Here is a 20850-nt window from a genome sequence, read left to right on the forward strand (position 1 = left end):
GGTAAAAAATTCTCTTTTTGCCTAAGGTTAAAGTGTAAGATTTATAATTCTGGATTTACATCTTTGTATTTGTTGTGATGATTTTTCTCCGCCGCATCTATAGAATAACATTTATGAATATTCTCTCGTTGCTTGGACAACTCTGCTATTTTCACGAAATAAGCGTGGAGCTGATCCAATTCTTTTTCTGTCAAATCTTCTATATCTACCATTCTGTTACTCGCTTGTTTGCTCGCTGCGATAAGTTCATTCAATTTTAATTGGATGGCTTTGCCATCTTTGTTCTGTGCTTTTTGGATTAAGAAAACCATCAGGAATGTAATAATGGTAGTTCCCGTATTGATGACCAATTGCCATGTTTCGGAATAATTGAAAACAGGACCGCTCACCGCCCACAGTAATACAATCAAAACAGCTCCTATAAATGCGTAGGAACTGCCTGTAAAATTAGTCGCCCAATTGGAGAATCTTTCGAAGAGGTTTTTATTGTTCATTATTTTGAATTGATTAAATTAATGATGTACTTTAGCGTTAACTAAAAAATAAATTTAGACATAATTTTCATTAATATTCCTAAACAATGGTTAAAATGAAAAGGATTTTAATATTACTATTCTCTATCATATTAATATACAGTTGTAACAAAACTGAGGTTCACAATGACTACGGCTTCTACTACTGGCGATCAACTTTTAATCTCAACAAAAACGAACAGCAAACACTCCATAAAAGTAAAGTGGAAAATCTCTACACAAGATTCTTCGATGTTGTGAAACAGAATGACCAATTTCTGGAATTTGGGGTTATTAATATCAACAAAGAGATTTCGACGGACAAGAAAATCGTTCCCGTTATTTTCATCACTAATGAAACTTGGTTTAACATCAAACCAAACGACATTCAATTTTTGGCTGATAGGATTAATGACCGTATTAATAGGATACAATCAAATAACCTACTGAACCCCGCAAACGAAATCCAAATAGACAGCGACTGGACAGCTTCTACAAAAAATGATTATTTCAAATTTTTGCAAACACTGAAACAAGTTTCCAAGAAAAATATCAGCTGTACGCTTCGGCTTCATCAGGTGAAGGATAAGTTGCAAACCGGAGTTCCGCCTGTTGATAAGATGTACCTAATGTGTTACGCCACATCTTCGCCTTTGGAGAATCAAACCAAAAACTCAATTCTGGATGTTCCGACTTTGAAATCCTATTTGCGAAATTTGGAAGATTATCCTGTAAAACTAGACATCGCCCTTCCTATATACTCTTGGGGGATTGTGACTAATCATCTTGGAAAGAAAAAACTCATTAATGCATTAACCGCAGAAGAATTGATGCAAAATAAAAACTTCAAAATAATCAATGAAAATAACTTCGAAGTTTTGAAAGACGATTTCTATTACGGACTCTATCTTAATAAAGGCTTCAAAATTAAAATCGAGGAGATTGCTGAAAAAGACATTACAGAAAGCCTTAATTTTATTGATGAAAAGTTAGACTATCCATTTAATATCATTTACTATCATTTAGACGAACGATTTACTAAAAACTACAATACCCTTTTCCAATGAAAAAAATAATAATCACCGCTGCTCTCTTCTTAGGATTTAACCAAAATTATAATGCTTGTAGCTGGTATGATCCAGATTATGATTACTTTAATCTCTTTGCGCAGGAAATCATTCATAATAAAACTTACGAACCTTTTCTTCTCACCTACAGCAATCACTTTTATGGTTACGATTATGATGGCAGAACTGACAAAAATGTTCCGGATGAAAACATAGAATCTTGGGTCAAATACTTCGACAACAAACTAACTTATGACGAAACTAACGCCTTAGTAACTAAGGTTGACATCAAACATCTGAACAACCTAAAGAAAGGACAACTCACGCATCCTCTTTTTCAAAAGCTGGGAAAAGGTTTTTATACTAAGTATCAGGAAGCGATGGATTATCTCATTCAGGCGAAGTATATGGAACCTTATATGCGCATCAATTATGTCGAGAATCCCAATTCCTACTCTTATCGGACAAGTGACCCGAAAGACAAAAATGCCACTCAATTAAACTATGATAAAACAAACGCAGCCTTAATTTCACTTTACAAAGCCGCTACCAATCCAGAAATCAAACTGAGATATGCTTACCAAATCGTTCGTTTCAATCATTACTCCAGAAAATACATACCTGCAGTAGATGCCTTCCAGACCTATGTGGAACCGTTGAAGCTGAAAAACCATATGTACTATTATGCACTCGACCAAAAAGCAGGTGCAGAACGCGGACTGAACCAACTGGACAAAGCTAACTGGGATTTCTTCCAAGTCTTCAAGAATACGAAGAATAAGAAAGAAAGTGCCTACAACTCTATGTTTTTGGCGACGGATAAAGACTTCAACAAAATCTTAGCACAGACCAAAACACCGGAAGACAAAAATATGGCGTACTTCCTCTTGGCATACAATTCCTTCAACAATCCGGTTCCGATTATGAATAAGATGATCGCCAACAATACGGAATCTGATATTCTGAAAGTCCTTACCGTTCGCGCCATCAATCAATTGGAGAGAAATTATCTGGTGGTGAATCCTTACTGTAACGATGACCAATGTGAGCATTTCCGAAACAAAAGATTACCTGTCTATGCACCGGACAACTACGCGCAGGAAAGCAAAGACTTCGCTAAGGAATTGGAAGCAACTATCGTATCAGCCAAAAACAAGCAAGGCAATGATGAGTTTTGGCAAATCTGCGAAGCCTACATCAAATTCCTGAATACCGATTACAAAGGAAGCCAAAACATCCTGTCTCAAATCAAAACCACAGACCAACAGTATCTGGCAGAAATAGAGAAATTCAAAATGCTGAATGAGATTGTTTCTCAACCGACCATCACACCAGCGTTTGAAAATACGTTGATGAAAAAATATGCTGCAGTTTTTGACCAAAAATCCCAAACCAAAAACTGGGAAACGATGCCTGCCACCAAAGATTTTGTGCTGGACATCCTCGCTAACCGCTACTTCATAGAAAAGCAGGATGCCAAATCTTTTCTGATGAACAACAGCCTTTCGGATTTACAGTACAACCCGAACTCAGATTTGGTGAGAAAGGTAGAAGCTTTCTATAAGAAGCCTAACAAAACCGCTCTGGAAAATTACCTCGTGAAGAAAATGGAAGACGTTGCAGATCCTGAGTCTTTCTTCAATGTGATCTATGGTGACCGTGCGATGCGACTGGCAGATTTCAAAAAAGCGCAGGAGTATTACCAAAAAGCCAAAAACTTCAAAGGTATCCCAAGATTGGTTTATGAATGGAGTAATGACGGCACAAGCTATGTCCAGAAACCTATGGTTTTTGATAGTGGCTTTTATAATGGGTTCAATAACATCTCCAGTCTTGTTTTCGGACACAATGTTTGGGAGAGTTTCCAGAGCAAGCCCCAAGAGTCTATGAAGGCAGAAGGTCTTTCCAACTTCCCATTCATCAAAAACAAAATGAATAAAGTTGAGCTAGCAGACGCTGTAATCCAACTTGAACATATTAGTAAAGGAAATGATGACAAAGCCAGACTAGCGAATCAGCTTTTGGGGAATCTGCTTTACAACACGTCGGTTCTCGGTTACTTCCGTGAATTGTTTGTAATGGATGTGAATAACTACAACGGTCCGAAGTTTGAGTTTGGTAACGAGTTGCAATCGCCATTTTACCTCTATTACAAAAACTTCTCCCGCAGAAGCTTTGTAGAAGCAGACAACTTTGACCTCGCCATCAATTATTATAAGAAAGCACTGGACTTATCAAAAGACAAGGAGAACCAAGCCAGAATCCTCTTCCAGATGGCAAGCGCTGAACAAGGCAAATATTACCAATGGGAAGCCAACAATCCTCTCAAGATAGAATACAGCGATCCCAACTATGATGAAAAGTATAAGCAAAAAGAATTACTATTCAACAAAACCAAAAACGATAAATTCCGAACATATTTTGCCAAGCTGAAAACCAGCTACAGCCAAACCGCTACTTACAAAAATCTCCAAAGCAGCTGTCTGTATTTCGGATATTATACCAAAAAATAAGTTTTCGATTTCAATTTTTAAAAAAGCCGCCTCCTATTTTGAGGCGGCTTTTGATTTAATGATTATGAAGTTGTGGAATACAAAAATACAATCTGGTGTTTTGATAAATTTTATGTTATGAAATCCCAATAACCCGAAAAACATTGTAAAGGCGACCTGTTGATAGAAAAAAGTATAGGTCGAGAAAAGTACAGTAGGAGCATTTTTCAAAATAGCAATCAATGCTATTAACAGTTGGTCTCTATAAGCCAAAGATTTTTGAACCTTTTATCAATTGAATTCACAAGCAGGACATTTTACCACAATAATCCTTAAAAAATTAATTTTACACTTCTTCATTCTTTTAAGGTAATTGTCGCTGTTAAGTGTTTCTAAGAGTTTTTACAATTTCCTGCAACACTTTTACAGACGCTGAGTCATCAATTTCCAATAAAAAAAGCGGTCCAAAAACGTACTCCAAATATTTTAAGCTTACTTTAAGTTTATAATCTATGCTAAAAAAAATCCCTCTTCTTTCGAAAAGGGATTTATATTTAATGTGTAGCTAAAAATTTCCATCTTCCGACTTCCATCTTCAAGCTCATTTATCACACTTTAATTTCTACGTCAACTCCTGAAGGAAGTTCTAATTTCATTAGAGCATCAACAGTTTTAGAAGAAGAAGAGTAGATATCCATCAATCTCTTGTGAGCTGATAATTGGAACTGCTCTCTTGCTTTCTTGTTTACGTGCGGAGATCTCAACACTGTGAAGATTCTCTTGTTCGTTGGCAAAGGAATTGGACCGTTTACAACAGCACCGGTAGCCTTTACCGTTTTTACGATTTTCTCAGCAGACTTGTCTACCAAGTTATAGTCGTAAGATTTTAGTTTTATTCTGATTCTTTGTGACATTTCTTGTACTTTAAAAATTAACCTTTTGCTTTAGCAATAATATCTTCAGCAACGTTTTGAGGAGTAGCTTGGTATTTCTCTAATTCCATAGAAGAAGTAGCTCTTCCTGATGAAAGTGTTCTTAGAGTTGTAACATATCCAAACATTTCAGAAAGTGGAACTGAACCTTTGATTACAACAGCACCGTTCTTTTCTTCCTGACCACTGATAGTACCTCTTCTCTTGTTAAGGTCACCAATGATGTTACCCATATATTCTTCCGGAGTTACAACCTCCAATTTCATAATAGGCTCCATAATTACTGGTTTAGCAGCACGTCCCGCTTCTTTGAATCCTAATTTTGCAGCCATTTCGAAAGAAAGAGCATCAGAATCCACTGCGTGGAAAGATCCATCTTTAAGAGTAACTTTAATACCTTCAACTTCGAAACCAGCCAATGGACCGTTCTTCATTGCAGCTTTAAATCCTTTTTCAATTGCAGGAACAAATTCTTTAGGAACGTTACCACCTTTGATCTCATTGATGAATTCTAAACCAACTTTACCTTCGTCTGCAGGTCCTAGTTCAAATACGATATCAGCAAATTTACCTTTACCACCAGACTGCTTTTTGTAAACTTCTCTGTGGCTAGCAACTTTTGTTAAGTTTTCTTTGTACTCTACCTGAGGTTGTCCTTGGTTTACTTCAACCTTGAACTCTCTTTTCATACGGTCTACAATGATATCTAAGTGAAGCTCACCCATACCAGAGATGATCGTTTGTCCAGAAGCTTCGTCAGTTCTTACAGTAAACGTAGGATCTTCTTCAGCTAATTTAGCTAGAGCGTTACCCATTTTATCCTGGTCAGCTTTAGTTTTAGGCTCAACAGCGATACCAATTACCGGATCAGGGAAAACCATCGATTCAAGAATGATCGGGTTTTTCTCGTCACACATTGTATCACCAGTTTTGATAGATTTGAAACCTACAGCAGCACCAATATCACCAGCTTCAATATATTCTACCGGGTTTTGCTTGTTAGCGTGCATCTGATAGATTCTAGAGATTCTTTCTTTATCTCCTGAACGAGTGTTCAAAATATAAGAACCTGCATCTAGTCTTCCAGAGTAAGCTCTGAAGAATGCTAATCTTCCCACGAACGGGTCAGTAGCAATCTTAAATGCTAAAGCTGCGAAAGGCTCATCTACAGATGGTTTTCTTGTGATTTCAGCGTCAGTTCTTGGGTCAGTACCTTTGATATCATCTTTATCCAATGGAGAAGGCAAGTATTTACATACTGCATCCAACATAAACTGTACTCCTTTGTTCTTGAATGAAGAACCACAAGTCATTGGGATAATAGATAGGTCAATAGTAGCAGCTCTCAATGCAGCATTGATCTCTTCTTCTGTAATTGAATCCGGATCTTCGAAGAATTTCTCCATCAAAGTTTCGTCATATTCAGAAACAGCTTCTACTAATTTCTCTCTGTATTCAAGAACTTCATCCTTCATGTCTTCCGGAATTGGAACTACCTCGAAAGTAGCACCTTGTCCAGCCTCATCCCAGATGATCGCTCTGTTTTTAATTAAATCAACTACACCTTTGAAATCTTCTTCAGCACCGATTGGTAAAACGATTGGAACTGCGTTAGATCCTAACATATCTTTAACCTGGTTTACCACGTTAAGGAAGTCAGCACCTTGTCTGTCCATTTTGTTTACGAATCCCATTCTAGCAACTTTGTAGTTGTCAGCAAGTCTCCAGTTTGTTTCAGACTGAGGCTCTACTCCATCTACTGCAGAAAATAAGAATACCAATCCATCTAATACTCTCAAAGATCTGTTTACTTCTACAGTGAAGTCAACGTGTCCCGGTGTATCGATGATGTTGAAGTGGTAAGGTTTAGTTTCTGGTAAAGCTTTACCTTGATCTGTTGGAAAGTTCCAAGAACAAGTAGTCGCAGCAGAAGTAATTGTAATACCTCTTTCTGCTTCCTGCTCCATCCAGTCCATTGTAGAAGCCCCATCGTGAACTTCTCCAATCTTGTGGTTTACACCTGTATAGAATAAAATTCTTTCTGTAGTGGTAGTTTTACCTGCATCAATGTGCGCAGCAATACCAATATTTCTTGTAAATTTAAGATCTCTACCCATTTCAGATTAGAATTTAAAGTGTGAAAACGCTTTGTTAGCTTCCGCCATTTTGTGAGTATCTGTTTTCTTTTTGAAAGCAGCACCTTCTTCTCTTGAAGCAGCTACTACTTCATTAGCCAATTTCAAAGCCATAGACTTATCATTTCTCTTTTTAGAGTAGCTAATTAACCATTTCATTGCCATAGAAATTTTTCTATCCGCTCTGATTGGCATTGGGATCTGGAAGTTAGCTCCACCTACTCTTCTAGAACGTACTTCTACGTGAGGCATAACGTTTGTTAATGCATCTTTCCAGATTTCTAGTGAAGTTTTTTCAGTATCTCCTTTTTTAGTTTCTACGATATCTAATGCATCATAGAATATTTTGAATGCGATTGACTTCTTACCGTCAAGCATCAAGTTGTTTACGAATCTAGTTACCAATTGATCATTAAATTTTGGATCTGGTAACAACGGTCTTTTTTTCGCTTTTGTCTTTCTCATTGTTTCTGTACCTTATTTAATGATTACTTTTTCTTACCTTTAGCTGGTGCAGCAGCTGCCTGACCTGGTTTTGGTCTCTTAGCTCCGTACTTAGATCTTCTTTGTGTTCTTCCGTTTACTCCAGCAGTATCCAACGCACCTCTTACGATGTGGTATCTTACTCCTGGTAAATCCTTAACTCTCCCCCCGCGTACCAATACTATCGAGTGCTCTTGAAGATTATGTCCTTCACCTGGGATATAGGCGTTAACTTCTTTTCCGTTTGAAAGTCTTACCCTTGCAACTTTTCTAAGTGCAGAGTTAGGTTTCTTAGGAGTGGTAGTATATACTCTCGTACATACACCTCGTCTTTGTGGACAAGAATCAAGGGCAGCCGATTTACTCTTCTTGGTAAGTGCGACTCTTCCTTTTCTAACTAATTGTTGAATAGTAGGCATTTAATTGCTTTTTATTTTAGGGTGCAAAAATATGAATAATTTTTTAATCTACAAGTAGTTATAAAAAATTAATTTACGATAGAATTTTCCAATATGATTGTTCGCCACTTTTTATCAATATCATCTCAAGAATATTAATTTTGGAAAGATTATTGATAATTACCGAAGCATAAAATCAAGAATACATTCATTAATTAATATAAATTACAAGAACTATGAAAAATGCAACACTGATCGGATTAAAAGAAGCCGATTGTAAAAACATCTCAGAAAAATTAAATATCCTTTTAGCTAATTACTCCGTATTTTATCAAAATACAAGAGGTTCGCATTGGAACATCAAGGGAGAGCAGTTCTTTACACTTCATCCAAAATTTGAAGAACTATATAATAGCTTAGTTTTGAAAATAGATGAGATCGCGGAAAGAATCTTAACCTTAGGCGCAACACCAGCACATAATTATTCAGATTATTTGAAAGTCTCTACCATCAAAGAAAGTAAAGAAGTGAGTGATGGCAATAAAAGTGTCGAAATTATTTTAAATTCTTTCAAAGTTGTAATTGATCTTCAAAGAGAACTCCTAGACATTACAGATAAAGCAGGAGACGAAGGAACTAATTCTCAAATGAGTGATTACATCACAGAACAAGAAAAAGAAGTTTGGATGTACAATTCTTATCTTGGTAAGTAATTTTAAACTAAACATAAAATCCAGCTTATGAAAGCTGGATTTTTTTTATTTATAATATTGTTTTTCAACATTCTTATTAAGATCAAACTTTTTAAGATTGTGCAAAAGAATATCCGCTTCTTTTTCATTAACAGCATACCAAACAACTGTCCGATTAGCAACGCCCATTTTTTTCTTGATTGTCCATGACACAATGGGTATCCAATCCTCTGGAACACCATCAGGAAACCATTTTGGATAGATAACGGCTACTCGGAATTTTTCTTTCCGAATAATTTCCGACATATAATCGTGGTATTTCTTATCAAAAACCTTTGTATCCAAATGCTTATTCTCAAGATAAAAACCTGCAACATTGGTAGAAGCCAAACCGGCAATATCAAATATCTCTACATTGGAAAAGTAAGAAATCGCCCCGATATCATTGGCTACAATCTTTTGATTTGGGTAAAAAAGATGTAAAAATCTAGACATTTCTATCTGTTGTTCCTCTATATTTTTTGAAGCATATCTAACAACCTTATAATTAAACACACTTATATATATGCTATAAACTAACACTAATGAAAATGAGCCCAAAACAAGTCTCTTGTATAAAGAAGATTTCCTATCTGCTTGTTTTTGCGTGAAAAATCCAACAACAATCGGGACAACAATTAAAACTAAAGCAGCCATTAGATAGCTTTCATACCTGAAACGTATCACTGCAAAAAGACTGTGCAACACAATTGTTCCAACAACAGTTATTGTAACAACTTCATTAGCTACTATTTTTCTCCAATCAAAAGTTTTATACTTTGACAAAAAGTAGAAGAATAGTATAAGAAACGGCGCTAAAAACAATTTATAAAAAGAAATATTCAGTACTATTCCATTTTTGAAGATATTCCAAACGCTTGCAAAAAAATTAGCTTCAGGATAATTTCCCTTCATCAGAAGCGAGTTAGGAAAAAAATAACCGCCACTTTTAACTGAAAAAATCCCGAAAATAACTATTGTTAGAAATCCAGCAAAAAAGACCATTAAACCGACTTTCCAATTTTTTCTTAATAGTAGTAGAAATGCAAGTATGGAAATGAAAAACATGCTCTCAAATCTTACTGCTCCAAATAATATGGAAACAAAAAATAATTTAAGGCAATCATAGTTAGCAAAATCAGATTTCAGATTCTTTACCAGATAGTAGAGCATCATTACAGTCAAAAGAATATGCAAGGTCTGCTCCATCCCGATAAGCACCATATAGCAAAGTTGGCAATAAGGAATAAGTAAAATCAATCCCCACAAAACCTCTTTCTTTCCATAAAAATCACTAAAACATTTGTATGCATAATAAACCGTTCCGTAACCAGCAACCACGTTGATGACTAATGGATAATAAACATTGTCTCCAAATAATTTTATCAATCCGCTAAGTATAAGTGTATACAAAATGGAGGATGATGCACTATCGAAGCTACCCGGATTGACTCCCCACACTCCATTTTCAGCAAAGTTTCTTGCAAGAGCAAGATGAATATAAGCATCATCTATTGGATATACAAATACACTTCCAGAGAGATTGCTATACGCCAGATAAAAATGGAAGCCTAATATAAAAGTAAAAAATAGAATCAAAAAATAAAGATATCTGCGCATAGTTTTTATTTTGCTTGCGAAAATAATCATTAATTTTTTATAAATCAGATTAACTAATTCTATTATCTCTTATATTTGCCCATTAATATTATACACAATTGAAAAAAATTATATTCTTTTTACTGATTTCCAATTTCCTATTCTCACAATGGAGTATTTCCAATGGAGAGCGTAATGCATTGATTAGCATATACAACGCTACAAATGGCGAAAGCTGGAATAGAACTTGGGATCTCGACAAAGATCCACGCAACTGGTTTGGTATTTCCGTAAAAAACGGAGCGGTTACAGAGCTTAATCTTTCCGGCAATGCGCTTAAAGGTAATTTTCCCTCCAATTTAACATCATTTCCTAAACTTACAAAACTAGACCTTAGTAATAATCAACTTTCTGGAGATGTGGCTGCGGGAATTTCTTCTCTGAGTCTTTTATCAAAATTGGATATTAGCAATAATAGATTGACTGGAGATCCAACCCAATCTTTAACAGGACTTTTCAATGTAGATGATTTGGCTTTGGGCGGAAATCTTTTTACGATTCCAGATGTTAACGGTTTGCTTCAAAACTTCAACAATATCAAAACTCTGAATCTTTCAGATTTAGGATTAATTAGCATTCCTACAAAAATCACAGCTTTCACCAATCTAGAAACTTTGATTCTTGATAATAATCCAATCCCAGCCAATGCTTTTGGAAATATTGCAAATCATCCTAAATTGACAAACATTTCTTTGTCTGGATTGCAGTTAGCTCAAATCCCTACTCAAGTTTCTCAGTTGACACAGCTGACAAACCTTAACTTAAGCAACAATAATATTACCGAACAAAATACTTCCGGATTATCAAATTTGACCAATCTTGTTTGGCTTTCTTTGGAGAATAATCAGTTAGCCCAAATTCCCTCTCAGATTCCTCAACTGAAAAAATTGCAAACGCTTAATCTTGGTAGAAATAAGATTTCTGGCGGGGTTTCTCTATTGACTGGCTTAACAAACCTTCAACAATTATTTCTAAACAATAATTCACTTGCCGGAGCTTTCCCATCAGAATTTTTAGGAATGCCAAAATTATTGATGCTAAACCTCAACAGCAATCAGCTTTCGGGTGATCTCAACGATAGACTTCCGCCTATTACGCATCTTAGCAATAATAGATTCAACAAGGCACAACTTTCCAATTATGTTGCTGATTATAATGTGCAAACCGATTTAGATTACTCGCCTCAGCGTTACGATGGTTCGAAAGAAGTTTTAGGCGTAATTGGTCAACCAGCGAAGTTGGACCAGTCATTATCTGGTAGTGATTATACTTTCACGTGGTACAAAAATCTGGATCAAAAAACCACTACAACTACAGCAGACCTCAACTTCACAAGTGTGGAAGAATCGGACTACGCCACTTATACTGCAGAGGCTTACACTTATTCCGTCTTGGACAATTCCGTAGTTTTTGATTTGTCACTTTTCAGAGAACCGATTTCTTTGGTTAAAGTCTTAGGCACCGAAGAATCTGCAAAATATTTCAACATTTATCCAAATCCAACTTCCGAATTTTTGAATATTGTAAGTACAAAATATGACATTCAGAAAGTCCACATTTACGATTTGAGTGGAAAACAAATGTTATCAGAATCCAAATCCAGAATCGACGTTTCCAAACTCCCAAGCGGCGTTTATATGCTGATTATCAAAACACAGGAAGGCAACAAAAATTTCAAATTCATAAAACAATAATTTTTTCAGGAGCTTAATCCCACTTTCCACTATATCTTTTTTGTAATGGCAAACAACTTGAGGATCTTTTCCGAAGCTTGCCAGCGCCATCACAAAAAAGGATGTCGTGTCAAATCGAGGAACGAGATTCGGCGATTCAAAAATTAAAAATATAAAATGAGAGTCAATCGGGGCTACGAAAACATCCGACTTCTGACTTCCAGCCTCTGACTCTTTCCCATTTCCCAAAAAATATTATCTTTGGAAACATCGATTTTAAGAAATGGAAAGCTCAAAATATACACCTAAAAATAAAGTAAGAATTGTAACTGCTGCGTCTTTATTCGACGGTCACGATGCTGCGATTAATATTATGCGCCGTGTCATTCAGGGAACAGGATGTGAAGTGATTCACCTTGGTCACGACAAATCTGCTGAAGAAGTGGTGAATACAGCCATTCAGGAAGATGCCAATGCAATTGCCCTTACTTCATATCAAGGCGGTCACAACGAATATTTTAAATATATCTACGACCTTTTAAGAGAGAAAAACTCACCACAAATCAAAATTTTTGGTGGTGGTGGCGGTGTAATCCTGCCTGAAGAAATCGAAGATATTATGGCTTACGGAATCGACAGAATTTATTCTCCGGACGACGGCCGTGAGCTTGGTTTACAGGGAATGATCGACGATTTGGTAAAAAGATCAGATTTCGCAACAGGAAAAGAGGTTGAAGCAAGCGATTTAGATTCAATTAGTTTTGAAAATTCTACAAGCATTGCTAAAATCATTTCTGCTGTTGAAAACTTCTCAGAAGAAAAGCCAGAATTGGTAAAAGCGATCGACGAAAAATCAAAAGATTTAAATATTCCAATCATCGGTATCACAGGTACAGGTGGAGCGGGAAAATCTTCTCTAACAGACGAATTGGTAAGACGTTTTTTACGTTCAAATACCGATAAAAAAATTGCGATTATCTCCATTGACCCTTCGAAAAAGAAAACCGGAGGTGCACTTTTGGGTGACAGAATTCGTATGAACGCCATCAATGATCCTCGAGTTTATATGCGTTCGATGGCGACGAGAGAAAACAATGTTTCCGTTTCTCCGTTCATTCATTCTGCTTTGAATGTTTTGAAATTGGCTCATCCAGATGTTATCATTCTGGAAACTTCAGGTATCGGACAATCAGGTTCAGAGGTATCTGATTTTGCTGATGTTTCAATGTATGTAATGACTCCTGAATATGGAGCTTCTACGCAGTTGGAAAAAATCGATATGTTGGATTATGCAGATTTGGTGGCTTTAAATAAATCAGATAAAAGAGGCGCTCTTGATGCACTTCAAGCGGTGAGAAAACAGTTCCAAAGAAACCATTTATTGTGGGAACAGCCATTGGATGAAATGCCGGTGTATGCTACAAAAGCCTCTCAGTTCAACGACCACGGAACGACCGAATTATACAACCGACTCGTTTCTAAAGTCAACGATAAATTTGCTGGTTTAAATCTACAGGGATTTGTTGAACAGGAAATTACAGATGAAGTCACGATTATTCCTCCAAAAAGAGTTCGTTATTTATCTGAAATTGTTGAAAACAACAGAATTTATGACGCAAACGTTGAAAAACAGGCTGAGTTAGCAAGAAAAATGTATCATATTGAAGGCGTTAAAAAAATCATTTCCAACGAAACTTTGGACGCTGAATATCAAAAAGCTGAAAAAGAACTTCAACAGGAAAACATTGATTTCTTAAAAACTTGGGACGATACGAAAAAAGCCTTCCACGAAGAGTTTTACTCCTATTTTGTAAGAGGAAAAGAAATTAAAGTGGAGACCTCAACAGAATCTTTATCCCATTTAAGAATTCCAAAAATTGCTTTACCAAAATACAACGATTGGGGCGATTTAATTAAATGGAAAGGCCAGGAAAATCTTCCGGGAAGTTTCCCATACACTGCGGGAATTTATCCTTTCAAAAGAACCGGAGAAGATCCAACCAGAATGTTTGCCGGAGAAGGAGGACCTGAAAGAACCAACAGAAGATTCCACTACGTTTCTGCGGAAATGCCAGCAAAACGTTTGTCTACCGCTTTTGACTCGGTAACACTTTACGGACAAGATCCAGCGTTACCACCAGATATTTACGGTAAAATCGGAAATGCGGGAGTTTCTATTGCGACTTTGGATGATGCGAAAAAATTATATTCAGGATTTGATTTGGTGAATGCATTGACTTCAGTTTCAATGACAATCAATGGTCCTGCTCCGATGTTGTTGGCTTTCTTTATGAATGCTGCAATCGATCAAAATGTTGAGAAATACATCGCTGAAAATAATCTTGAAGCTAAAGTTGAAGCAGTTTTAAAAGCAAAATTTGACGATAAAGGTTTAGCAAGACCGAAATATAACGGAGAATTACCTCCTTCTAATAATGGTTTAGGTTTAAAATTATTAGGAATCACGGGAGATGAAGTTATTCCCGCGGAAGCTTATGCTGAAATTAAAGCTAAAACTATTGCAACAGTTCGTGGAACGGTTCAGGCTGATATTTTAAAAGAAGATCAGGCTCAAAATACTTGTATTTTCTCGACCGAATTTGCCTTGAGATTGATGGGCGACGTTCAGGAATATTTTATTACCGAAAAAGTAAGAAACTTCTACTCTGTTTCAATTTCCGGTTATCACATTGCGGAAGCAGGCGCAAATCCGGTTTCTCAGTTGGCATTTACCTTGGCAAATGGTTTCACTTATGTGGAATATTATTTATCAAGAGGAATGGACATCAATGATTTTGCACCTAACTTATCATTCTTTTTCTCCAACGGAATCGACCCTGAATATTCAGTAATCGGACGTGTGGCAAGAAGAATTTGGGCAAAAGCAATGAAACTGAAATACGGAGCCGACGAAAGAAGCCAGATGTTGAAATACCACATCCAAACTTCAGGACGTTCGCTTCACGCTCAGGAAATTGATTTTAACGACATTAGAACAACGCTTCAGGCTCTTTATGCAATTTATGATAACTGTAATTCTCTTCACACAAACGCTTATGACGAAGCGATTACAACGCCAACTGAGCAATCGGTAAGAAGAGCGATGGCAATCCAGTTGATTATCAATAAAGAATTAGGGTTGGCGAAAAACGAAAATCCGCTTCAAGGTTCATTTATTATTGAAGAATTGACTGACTTAGTTGAAGAAGCGGTTTACGCAGAATTTGACAGAATCACAGAAAGAGGTGGTGTTTTAGGTGCAATGGAAACAATGTACCAACGTTCAAAAATTCAGGAAGAATCGATGCATTATGAATGGTTGAAACACACCGGAGAATATCCAATCATCGGGGTAAATACTTTCTTAGGAAAAGACGGTTCACCAACGGTTCGTCCAGGTGAAGTTATCCGTTCGACTGAGGAAGAAAAGCAATTCCAGATTGAAATGCTTCATAATTTCCAGAATTCCAATGAAGATAAATCCGCAGAAGCTTTGAAAACTTTACAACATGCAGCAATCAATCAGCAAAACTTATTTGAAGTGATGATGGATGCCGTGAAATACTGTTCTCTTGGGCAGATTACCAATGCTTTGTTTGAAGTAGGTGGAAAGTATAGAAGGAATATGTAAGCGAAAGTCGCCAGCTTATTATTTAAAAATAAAAACCTCAAAGAAATTCTTTGAGGTTTTTGTATTTTTGTAAAAAACTTATTTTCTATGAAGAAATTATATTTTCTGAGTTTAGTAATTTTCGGAATTTTCACTTACGCACAAGAAACATCTTTAAACTTAAAATCATTACATCAAGTTAATACATACAATGGCGGTGAGGTTTTCAAAACAGTTTTTGATGACAATCAGAATAATATTACTGTTGGATACGCTAACGGTGAATTTAGTTTAGGAAACGAAACCATTCCTACGACCAATACTAATACTTTATTTGTTCTAAAGTCTGATAATCAAGTTGGCCAAAAAATCTGGCTTAAAACGATTACTCCAAGCAGCAAAGGAAGCATCAAGCCATATTTAGTTTATTCTAAGAGTAACCAAACTTATATTGTTTTTAATTTCAAAGGTTCTGTAACACTTAATAATTCGACTTATAACTCAACGGAAAAAGATTGGGTTATAATCAAGATGGATGATAACGGAAATGTGCTCTGGTCTAATAGTGTTGAACCAATGACATTAAAAAAGCATTTTGATGTAAGCATACAAAATGGCAATGCATTTTTTCTTATTAATAATAAAATTTTTAGATTCAATGATGTGACAGGGGAATTAATTTCTTCTTTTTACAACTCTGATTTTACTTTAACCTCTTTGGAAGTTAAAGACCAAAGTTTATATTTCGCTGGAAACTCTTATGCTGGAATTAATATAGGGAGTGAATCTTTGAAAAAAGGGTCTTTTATTCTCAAATCAGATTTAGATTATAATGTAAATTCTTCATTGCAATTTTATGAAACTACACTCTCAGCTGCGAATAATATAATCGTTGATATAGAGATATTGACAGATGGGAGTCTTAGTTTTGCTGGATTAAGTTCAAAGAAAATAAAAGCTTATGGAGAAAATGGATTGGTCGAAGATTGTAATTATAATATGGATCAGGACTTTTCTAATTTATTTGCAGGGAGAACCTCAGCTGACTTTACAAATATATATTGGCTTGCTGGAAATATGATAAATATTTCATCTCCCATTTCACATAATATAAAGTTATATCATCTTCCTAATAAAAATTTATATTTCTATTATTCCCCCGCAAAAGGTAACTCCCCTACAATTCAATTCTTCAATTCAAGTCAATCCAGAAAGGTAATAGGTTCTACATTATTGCATTATGGTGAAAATGGCTATGCAATTGGTGGTTACCCAAATTACATTGGAACATTCTCCGAATCAGAATTTGATTTTAAATTAATAAATAACAAAGCATTTGTAAGTGATGGCAATATGACAAATACATCTGTTTATGAAGTAAAAAACATCAATTCATATGAAAATAATTTTACAAAAAATATCATCTCCAAAAAAGGTGTAATTTCTTCAAATGCTTTCAAAGCAATGTCTGATGGTAGTTTTTATAATGGAGTTGTAACACAAAATAATGTGTCAGATTATTTTGGAAATAATGTTTCAAATCTATCCGACAATTCTTATACACAAGTATTTTCTAAAATCTCTTCAACTGGCAATTTAGAATGGAAAACCAGTATTAAAGGAATAGAAGCATTACCATCAAGCTTGTATGGCTTTAATAAAACAAATTATATAGATACGGATGGTAATATTACATCATTATCAAGATGCAGTTATGACAACAATTGCATCTTATCAAAAAACAACTCCTTGCAGACCATTCCTAACTCATTTGGTAGAGTTATAATTACAAATATTGATAGCCAAGGAGAAGTAAATTGGATAAAATTAATGAATATTAACTCTTACAATTATACAGTTGCTGAACATAATGGTTATCATTATATATTAGGAGTTGACCAAGGGCTGATTGAAATTGATAATGTAAAATATGGGATAGAGGACGGCTATGTTCATATGAGTTTTTTTCTTATAAAAATTGCCAACAATGGAGAGATTAAATTTGTGAAACATTTCTATAATAACACTGACATTTATGAAGCCAATTTATCTTTTGATGAAAATGACAATATATATGGTTTTCTTGAACCATTAGTTTGGGAGCCTGAAACAATTGACCATTACAAATTCGGGAATATTTCTATTCCATCAAATTCTCAAAAATCTGATTTATTAATGGTAAAATTTGATTCTGAAGGAAATCCTCTTTTTGGTAAAAATTTTTATGAAAATCTACCACAAGATTATTCTGGCGGCTGGTTTAATGACTTCAGGTATAACGGTAATGACTTCATTGCTTATGGAGCCTCGATTAAGAATCCAGACAATACGTATTATGGAGTAGACGGGCAAATTCATTCCACACCTAATGATGCCGGTACAGTCAATAATTTTGTAACAAAAATTTCTAAACAAGGTGACATAATATGGGAAACCCCTATTTTTTCAAAAACTTTCAACTATTCTAAGATAAACATTGACAGTTCTTCCAATACTTATGTTTTTGGTACGTGGATGGAAAAGCTCAATATCCAAAATCTTAATTTTAATCTATCACCATATGACTTTTCTGTGAACCTATTAAAGCTGGACAATAATGGAAACATCAAATATGCAAAAGAACTCTATACAGCTCCGAGAGGCAGCGGAAGCACTCCTTCAAATTTAGAAATTTCGGTTTTATCAAATAGTAAAATTGCCTTGGCGGGTAATACTCTAGGCAATAATTTACTAAATGGAGACATCAACAATCTTAATGGTGATAATTATTACATTGCAGTTTTAGAAGAGGAAGTTCTCGCAACTAATGATGTTGATAAAAATAATACTTTAAAAATCTACCCCAATCCAACCTCTGATTTTCTTACCCTCAATACAAAAGAAAAAATAAACAATTTTGAGATTTACGATTCTTCAGGAAAAAAAGTAAACGGAGAATTAAATTCTAATAACCAAATAGACGTTAGTAAACTCCTCAAAGGAGTTTATTACATAAGGATATTAACGGGTAAAGATAGTTGGACTTCAAAATTCATTAAGAAATAAAATCAAAACCGCAGAAAATTCTGCGGTTTTTTTATTTAGAAGTAACTAATTTCTCCCCAGCTTATTCCTAATTATAAAAAACCAGCTATAATACCACTTTACTCATCTGTAATACTACTGCACTATTCTGTAATACCATTCGGCTGATCCGTAATGCTACTCAGGTAACCTGTAATAATACTCCGACCATCTGTAATACCACTCAGGTAATCTGTAACACTAGACCTCTATTCTGTAATACTACTCGAACACTCTTTAATATGACTTTACTTTAATAACATCAAGTTTACCTTATTAAAATACAATTTCATACAGCTAGCAAAGCTTTCAATTTTCAATAATAGCAGCTAATTTTCATTAAGTAAAATCAAAAGCTTTAAAATAAATTAGCGGTTTACTTTTTGATTAGAACAAAAACATCAAATCAAAATCAAACTATGAAACTAAAATCTCCCGAACCATTCTGGCTGGTAAAAGACGGATTAAAACATTCTTATCCATCACTCCGAGAAAATTTCGAAACAGAAATCCTCATCATCGGAGGCGGAATTACTGGTTCTCTTCTCGCCCATCAAATGATAAAAGATGGTTATAAAACTGTTCTAATTGACCGTCGCGAAATCGGGAATGGAAGTACGAGTGCAACAACTTCTATGCTTCAGTATGAGATTGATGTTCCGTTGTTTGAACTTTCAAAAATGATTGGACGAAAAGGTGCTGAAAAATCATATTGGGCTTGTTATGATTCGATTGATAATTTGCAGAAAATAGCTAAAGAAGTCAAATCCAATTGTGGTTTCAAGAAAAAACAATCCCTTTATTTCGCTGCTTTCAAAAAAGATGTCGATGATTTGAAGAAAGAATTCGAAGCTAGAAAATCTGCGAAATTTCCTGTGAAATGGCTTTCGAAAGAAGAAATCAAAAAGAAATTTAAAATTGATAATACATTTGGAGGAATCCTTTCCGAACAAGGCGGAAGCATTGATGCGTTTTGTTTAGCTCACGATATTCTACATCATAATCACAAAAAAGGATTGCAGATTTTTGATAAAACCGATATTACAAATTTCTATTACAAGAAAAACGGAGTTACAGCAAAAACAGATTACGGAAACACGATTAAAGCTAAAAAAGTCATTTTTTGCAATGGTTTCGAAAGTACAGAAATCATCAAAGACAAATTTGTCAATCTTTTATCAACCTTCGCAATTGTTGGCGAACAGCACGAAAAAAATCACAAGGAGCTGAACGACCTTTTGGTTTGGAACACAGCTGAACCTTATATCTATATGCGAACAACAGACGATAATAGAATCTTGATTGGTGGCGAAGATGAAGAATTTGTTGATGCGCAAAAACGAGATTCTTTACTTTTTGACAAGGAAAAAAAATTAGTTAAAAAACTTGATAAATATCTTCCTGAAAATAATTTTAGAACAGATTTTGTTTGGGCTGGAACTTTCGGAGAAACCAAAGATGGATTGCCTTATATTGGAAAACATCCGAATTTCCAAAGTGCTTACTTTGTGTTAGGTTTTGGCGGTAACGGCATTACATTTTCGGTCATCGGAATGGAAATGGCTTCTGCATTTCTGAAGGGCAAAAAACACGAATTATCAGAGTATTTCAGATTCCGAAGATAATTGTCTTATGCTAATTTGAGGTTTCATTTTTTATTCTAAATTTGAGTAAAACTTCAGAAAATGAAATCCGTATTTACAATTTTTTCATTAATTCTATTTTCAGCATTCCTCAATGCCCAGAACAAAGGATTTGACCAAAAACTGGCAGATTCTCTCGGAGCGGACGATTACGGGATGAAATCTTATTATCTGATAATTCTCAAAAAAGGAAAAGCTGAAATTACGGACAAAGCAAAGAAAGCTGAGTTGATGAAAGGTCATATGGACAACATCAACAAAATGGCAAAAGATGGAAAACTGATTGTCGCTGGACCAATGGCAGAAAAAAATGATAATAATTATTCTGGAATTTTCATTCTCGATGCGAAAACAAAAGAAGAAGCAGAAAGTTTAGTTTTGACAGACCCTTCTGTAAAGTCAGGAATTTTTGATATGGAAATTTATAAATGGTATGGCTCTGCCGCGCTTCC

Annotated in this window: 14 protein-coding genes; 8 read left to right on the forward strand and 6 right to left on the reverse strand. The window is 35.2% G+C overall.

The genetic code is table 11. From position 1 onward, the window contains the following. Positions 1-41: 41 nt before the first annotated feature. Positions 42-494 carry a low affinity iron permease family protein gene (locus V7P73_RS00430; protein WP_333850510.1) on the reverse strand — a complete coding sequence of 151 codons (453 nt, stop codon included), beginning with the start codon at positions 492-494 and terminating at the stop codon, positions 42-44. 95 nt (positions 495-589) lie between these two features. On the opposite strand from V7P73_RS00430, the gene V7P73_RS00435 reads away from it, so the two are divergent. Both V7P73_RS00435 and V7P73_RS00440 read left to right on the forward strand, forming a co-directional pair. Further along, positions 590-1579: a hypothetical protein gene (locus tag V7P73_RS00435; RefSeq protein ID WP_333850511.1), complete on the forward strand. Its 990-nt coding sequence runs from the start codon at positions 590-592 to the stop codon at positions 1577-1579. After that, the gene (locus tag V7P73_RS00440; RefSeq protein ID WP_333850513.1) at positions 1576-4092 is read left to right on the forward strand and encodes a hypothetical protein; all 2517 of its coding nucleotides are present in this window, start codon (positions 1576-1578) and stop codon (positions 4090-4092) included. The genes V7P73_RS00435 and V7P73_RS00440 overlap by 4 nt, the downstream gene beginning before the upstream one ends. Before the next feature lie 587 nt (positions 4093-4679). On the opposite strand, the gene rpsJ is transcribed toward V7P73_RS00440, so the two are convergent. From rpsJ to rpsL, 4 genes are read right to left on the reverse strand one after another with little or no spacing between them, the layout of a single operon-like run. Then, complete coding sequence (rpsJ, locus tag V7P73_RS00445) at positions 4680-4985, reverse strand: 30S ribosomal protein S10 (protein WP_002661363.1); 306 nt, start codon at positions 4983-4985, stop codon at positions 4680-4682. Between the two features lie 17 nt (positions 4986-5002). Next, positions 5003-7120, reverse strand: a complete 2118-nt coding sequence (gene fusA, locus V7P73_RS00450; protein WP_333850537.1) for an elongation factor G — start codon at positions 7118-7120, stop codon at positions 5003-5005. Positions 7121-7126: 6 nt separating this feature from the next. Next, positions 7127-7603 carry a 30S ribosomal protein S7 gene (gene rpsG / locus V7P73_RS00455; protein WP_333850539.1) on the reverse strand — a complete coding sequence of 159 codons (477 nt, stop codon included), beginning with the start codon at positions 7601-7603 and terminating at the stop codon, positions 7127-7129. Positions 7604-7626: 23 nt separating this feature from the next. Next, on the reverse strand, positions 7627-8040 hold the full coding sequence (gene rpsL / locus V7P73_RS00460) for a 30S ribosomal protein S12 (protein WP_031503575.1): 414 nt from the start codon (positions 8038-8040) through the stop codon (positions 7627-7629). Between the two features lie 215 nt (positions 8041-8255). On the opposite strand from rpsL, the gene V7P73_RS00465 reads away from it, so the two are divergent. Beyond that, entirely contained in the window at positions 8256-8732 is a 477-nt protein-coding gene (locus V7P73_RS00465) for a Dps family protein (protein WP_333850544.1), read from the forward strand. Positions 8733-8777: 45 nt separating this feature from the next. Here V7P73_RS00465 and V7P73_RS00470 read toward each other — a convergent pair whose 3' ends face one another. Next, positions 8778-10370, reverse strand: a complete 1593-nt coding sequence (locus tag V7P73_RS00470) for a hypothetical protein (protein WP_333850545.1) — start codon at positions 10368-10370, stop codon at positions 8778-8780. A gap of 98 nt (positions 10371-10468) precedes the next feature. Here V7P73_RS00470 and V7P73_RS00475 point away from each other — a divergent pair, with 98 nt between their 5' ends. The 5 genes from V7P73_RS00475 to V7P73_RS00495 form a co-directional block, all read left to right on the forward strand. Beyond that, a complete protein-coding gene (locus V7P73_RS00475) occupies positions 10469-12103 on the forward strand; it encodes a leucine-rich repeat domain-containing protein (protein ID WP_333850547.1) in 1635 nt (544 codons plus the stop codon). 262 nt (positions 12104-12365) lie between these two features. Further along, positions 12366-15713 (forward strand): methylmalonyl-CoA mutase family protein, encoded by a 3348-nt coding sequence (locus V7P73_RS00480; RefSeq protein WP_333850549.1) that lies wholly within the window; start codon positions 12366-12368, stop codon positions 15711-15713. An 87-nt stretch (positions 15714-15800) separates the two neighbouring features. Further along, positions 15801-18737 (forward strand): T9SS type A sorting domain-containing protein, encoded by a 2937-nt coding sequence (locus V7P73_RS00485; protein WP_333850551.1) that lies wholly within the window; start codon positions 15801-15803, stop codon positions 18735-18737. 437 nt (positions 18738-19174) lie between these two features. Then, a complete protein-coding gene (locus V7P73_RS00490) occupies positions 19175-20380 on the forward strand; it encodes an NAD(P)/FAD-dependent oxidoreductase (RefSeq protein WP_333850552.1) in 1206 nt (401 codons plus the stop codon). Positions 20381-20440: 60 nt separating this feature from the next. Then, positions 20441-20850: YciI family protein (locus V7P73_RS00495; protein WP_333850553.1), on the forward strand; the 410-nt coding region annotated here is incomplete at its 3' end.

The sequence above is a fragment of the Epilithonimonas sp. genome, from assembly GCF_036780765.1.
In the GTDB taxonomy this organism is placed as follows: Bacteria; Bacteroidota; Bacteroidia; order Flavobacteriales; family Weeksellaceae; genus Epilithonimonas.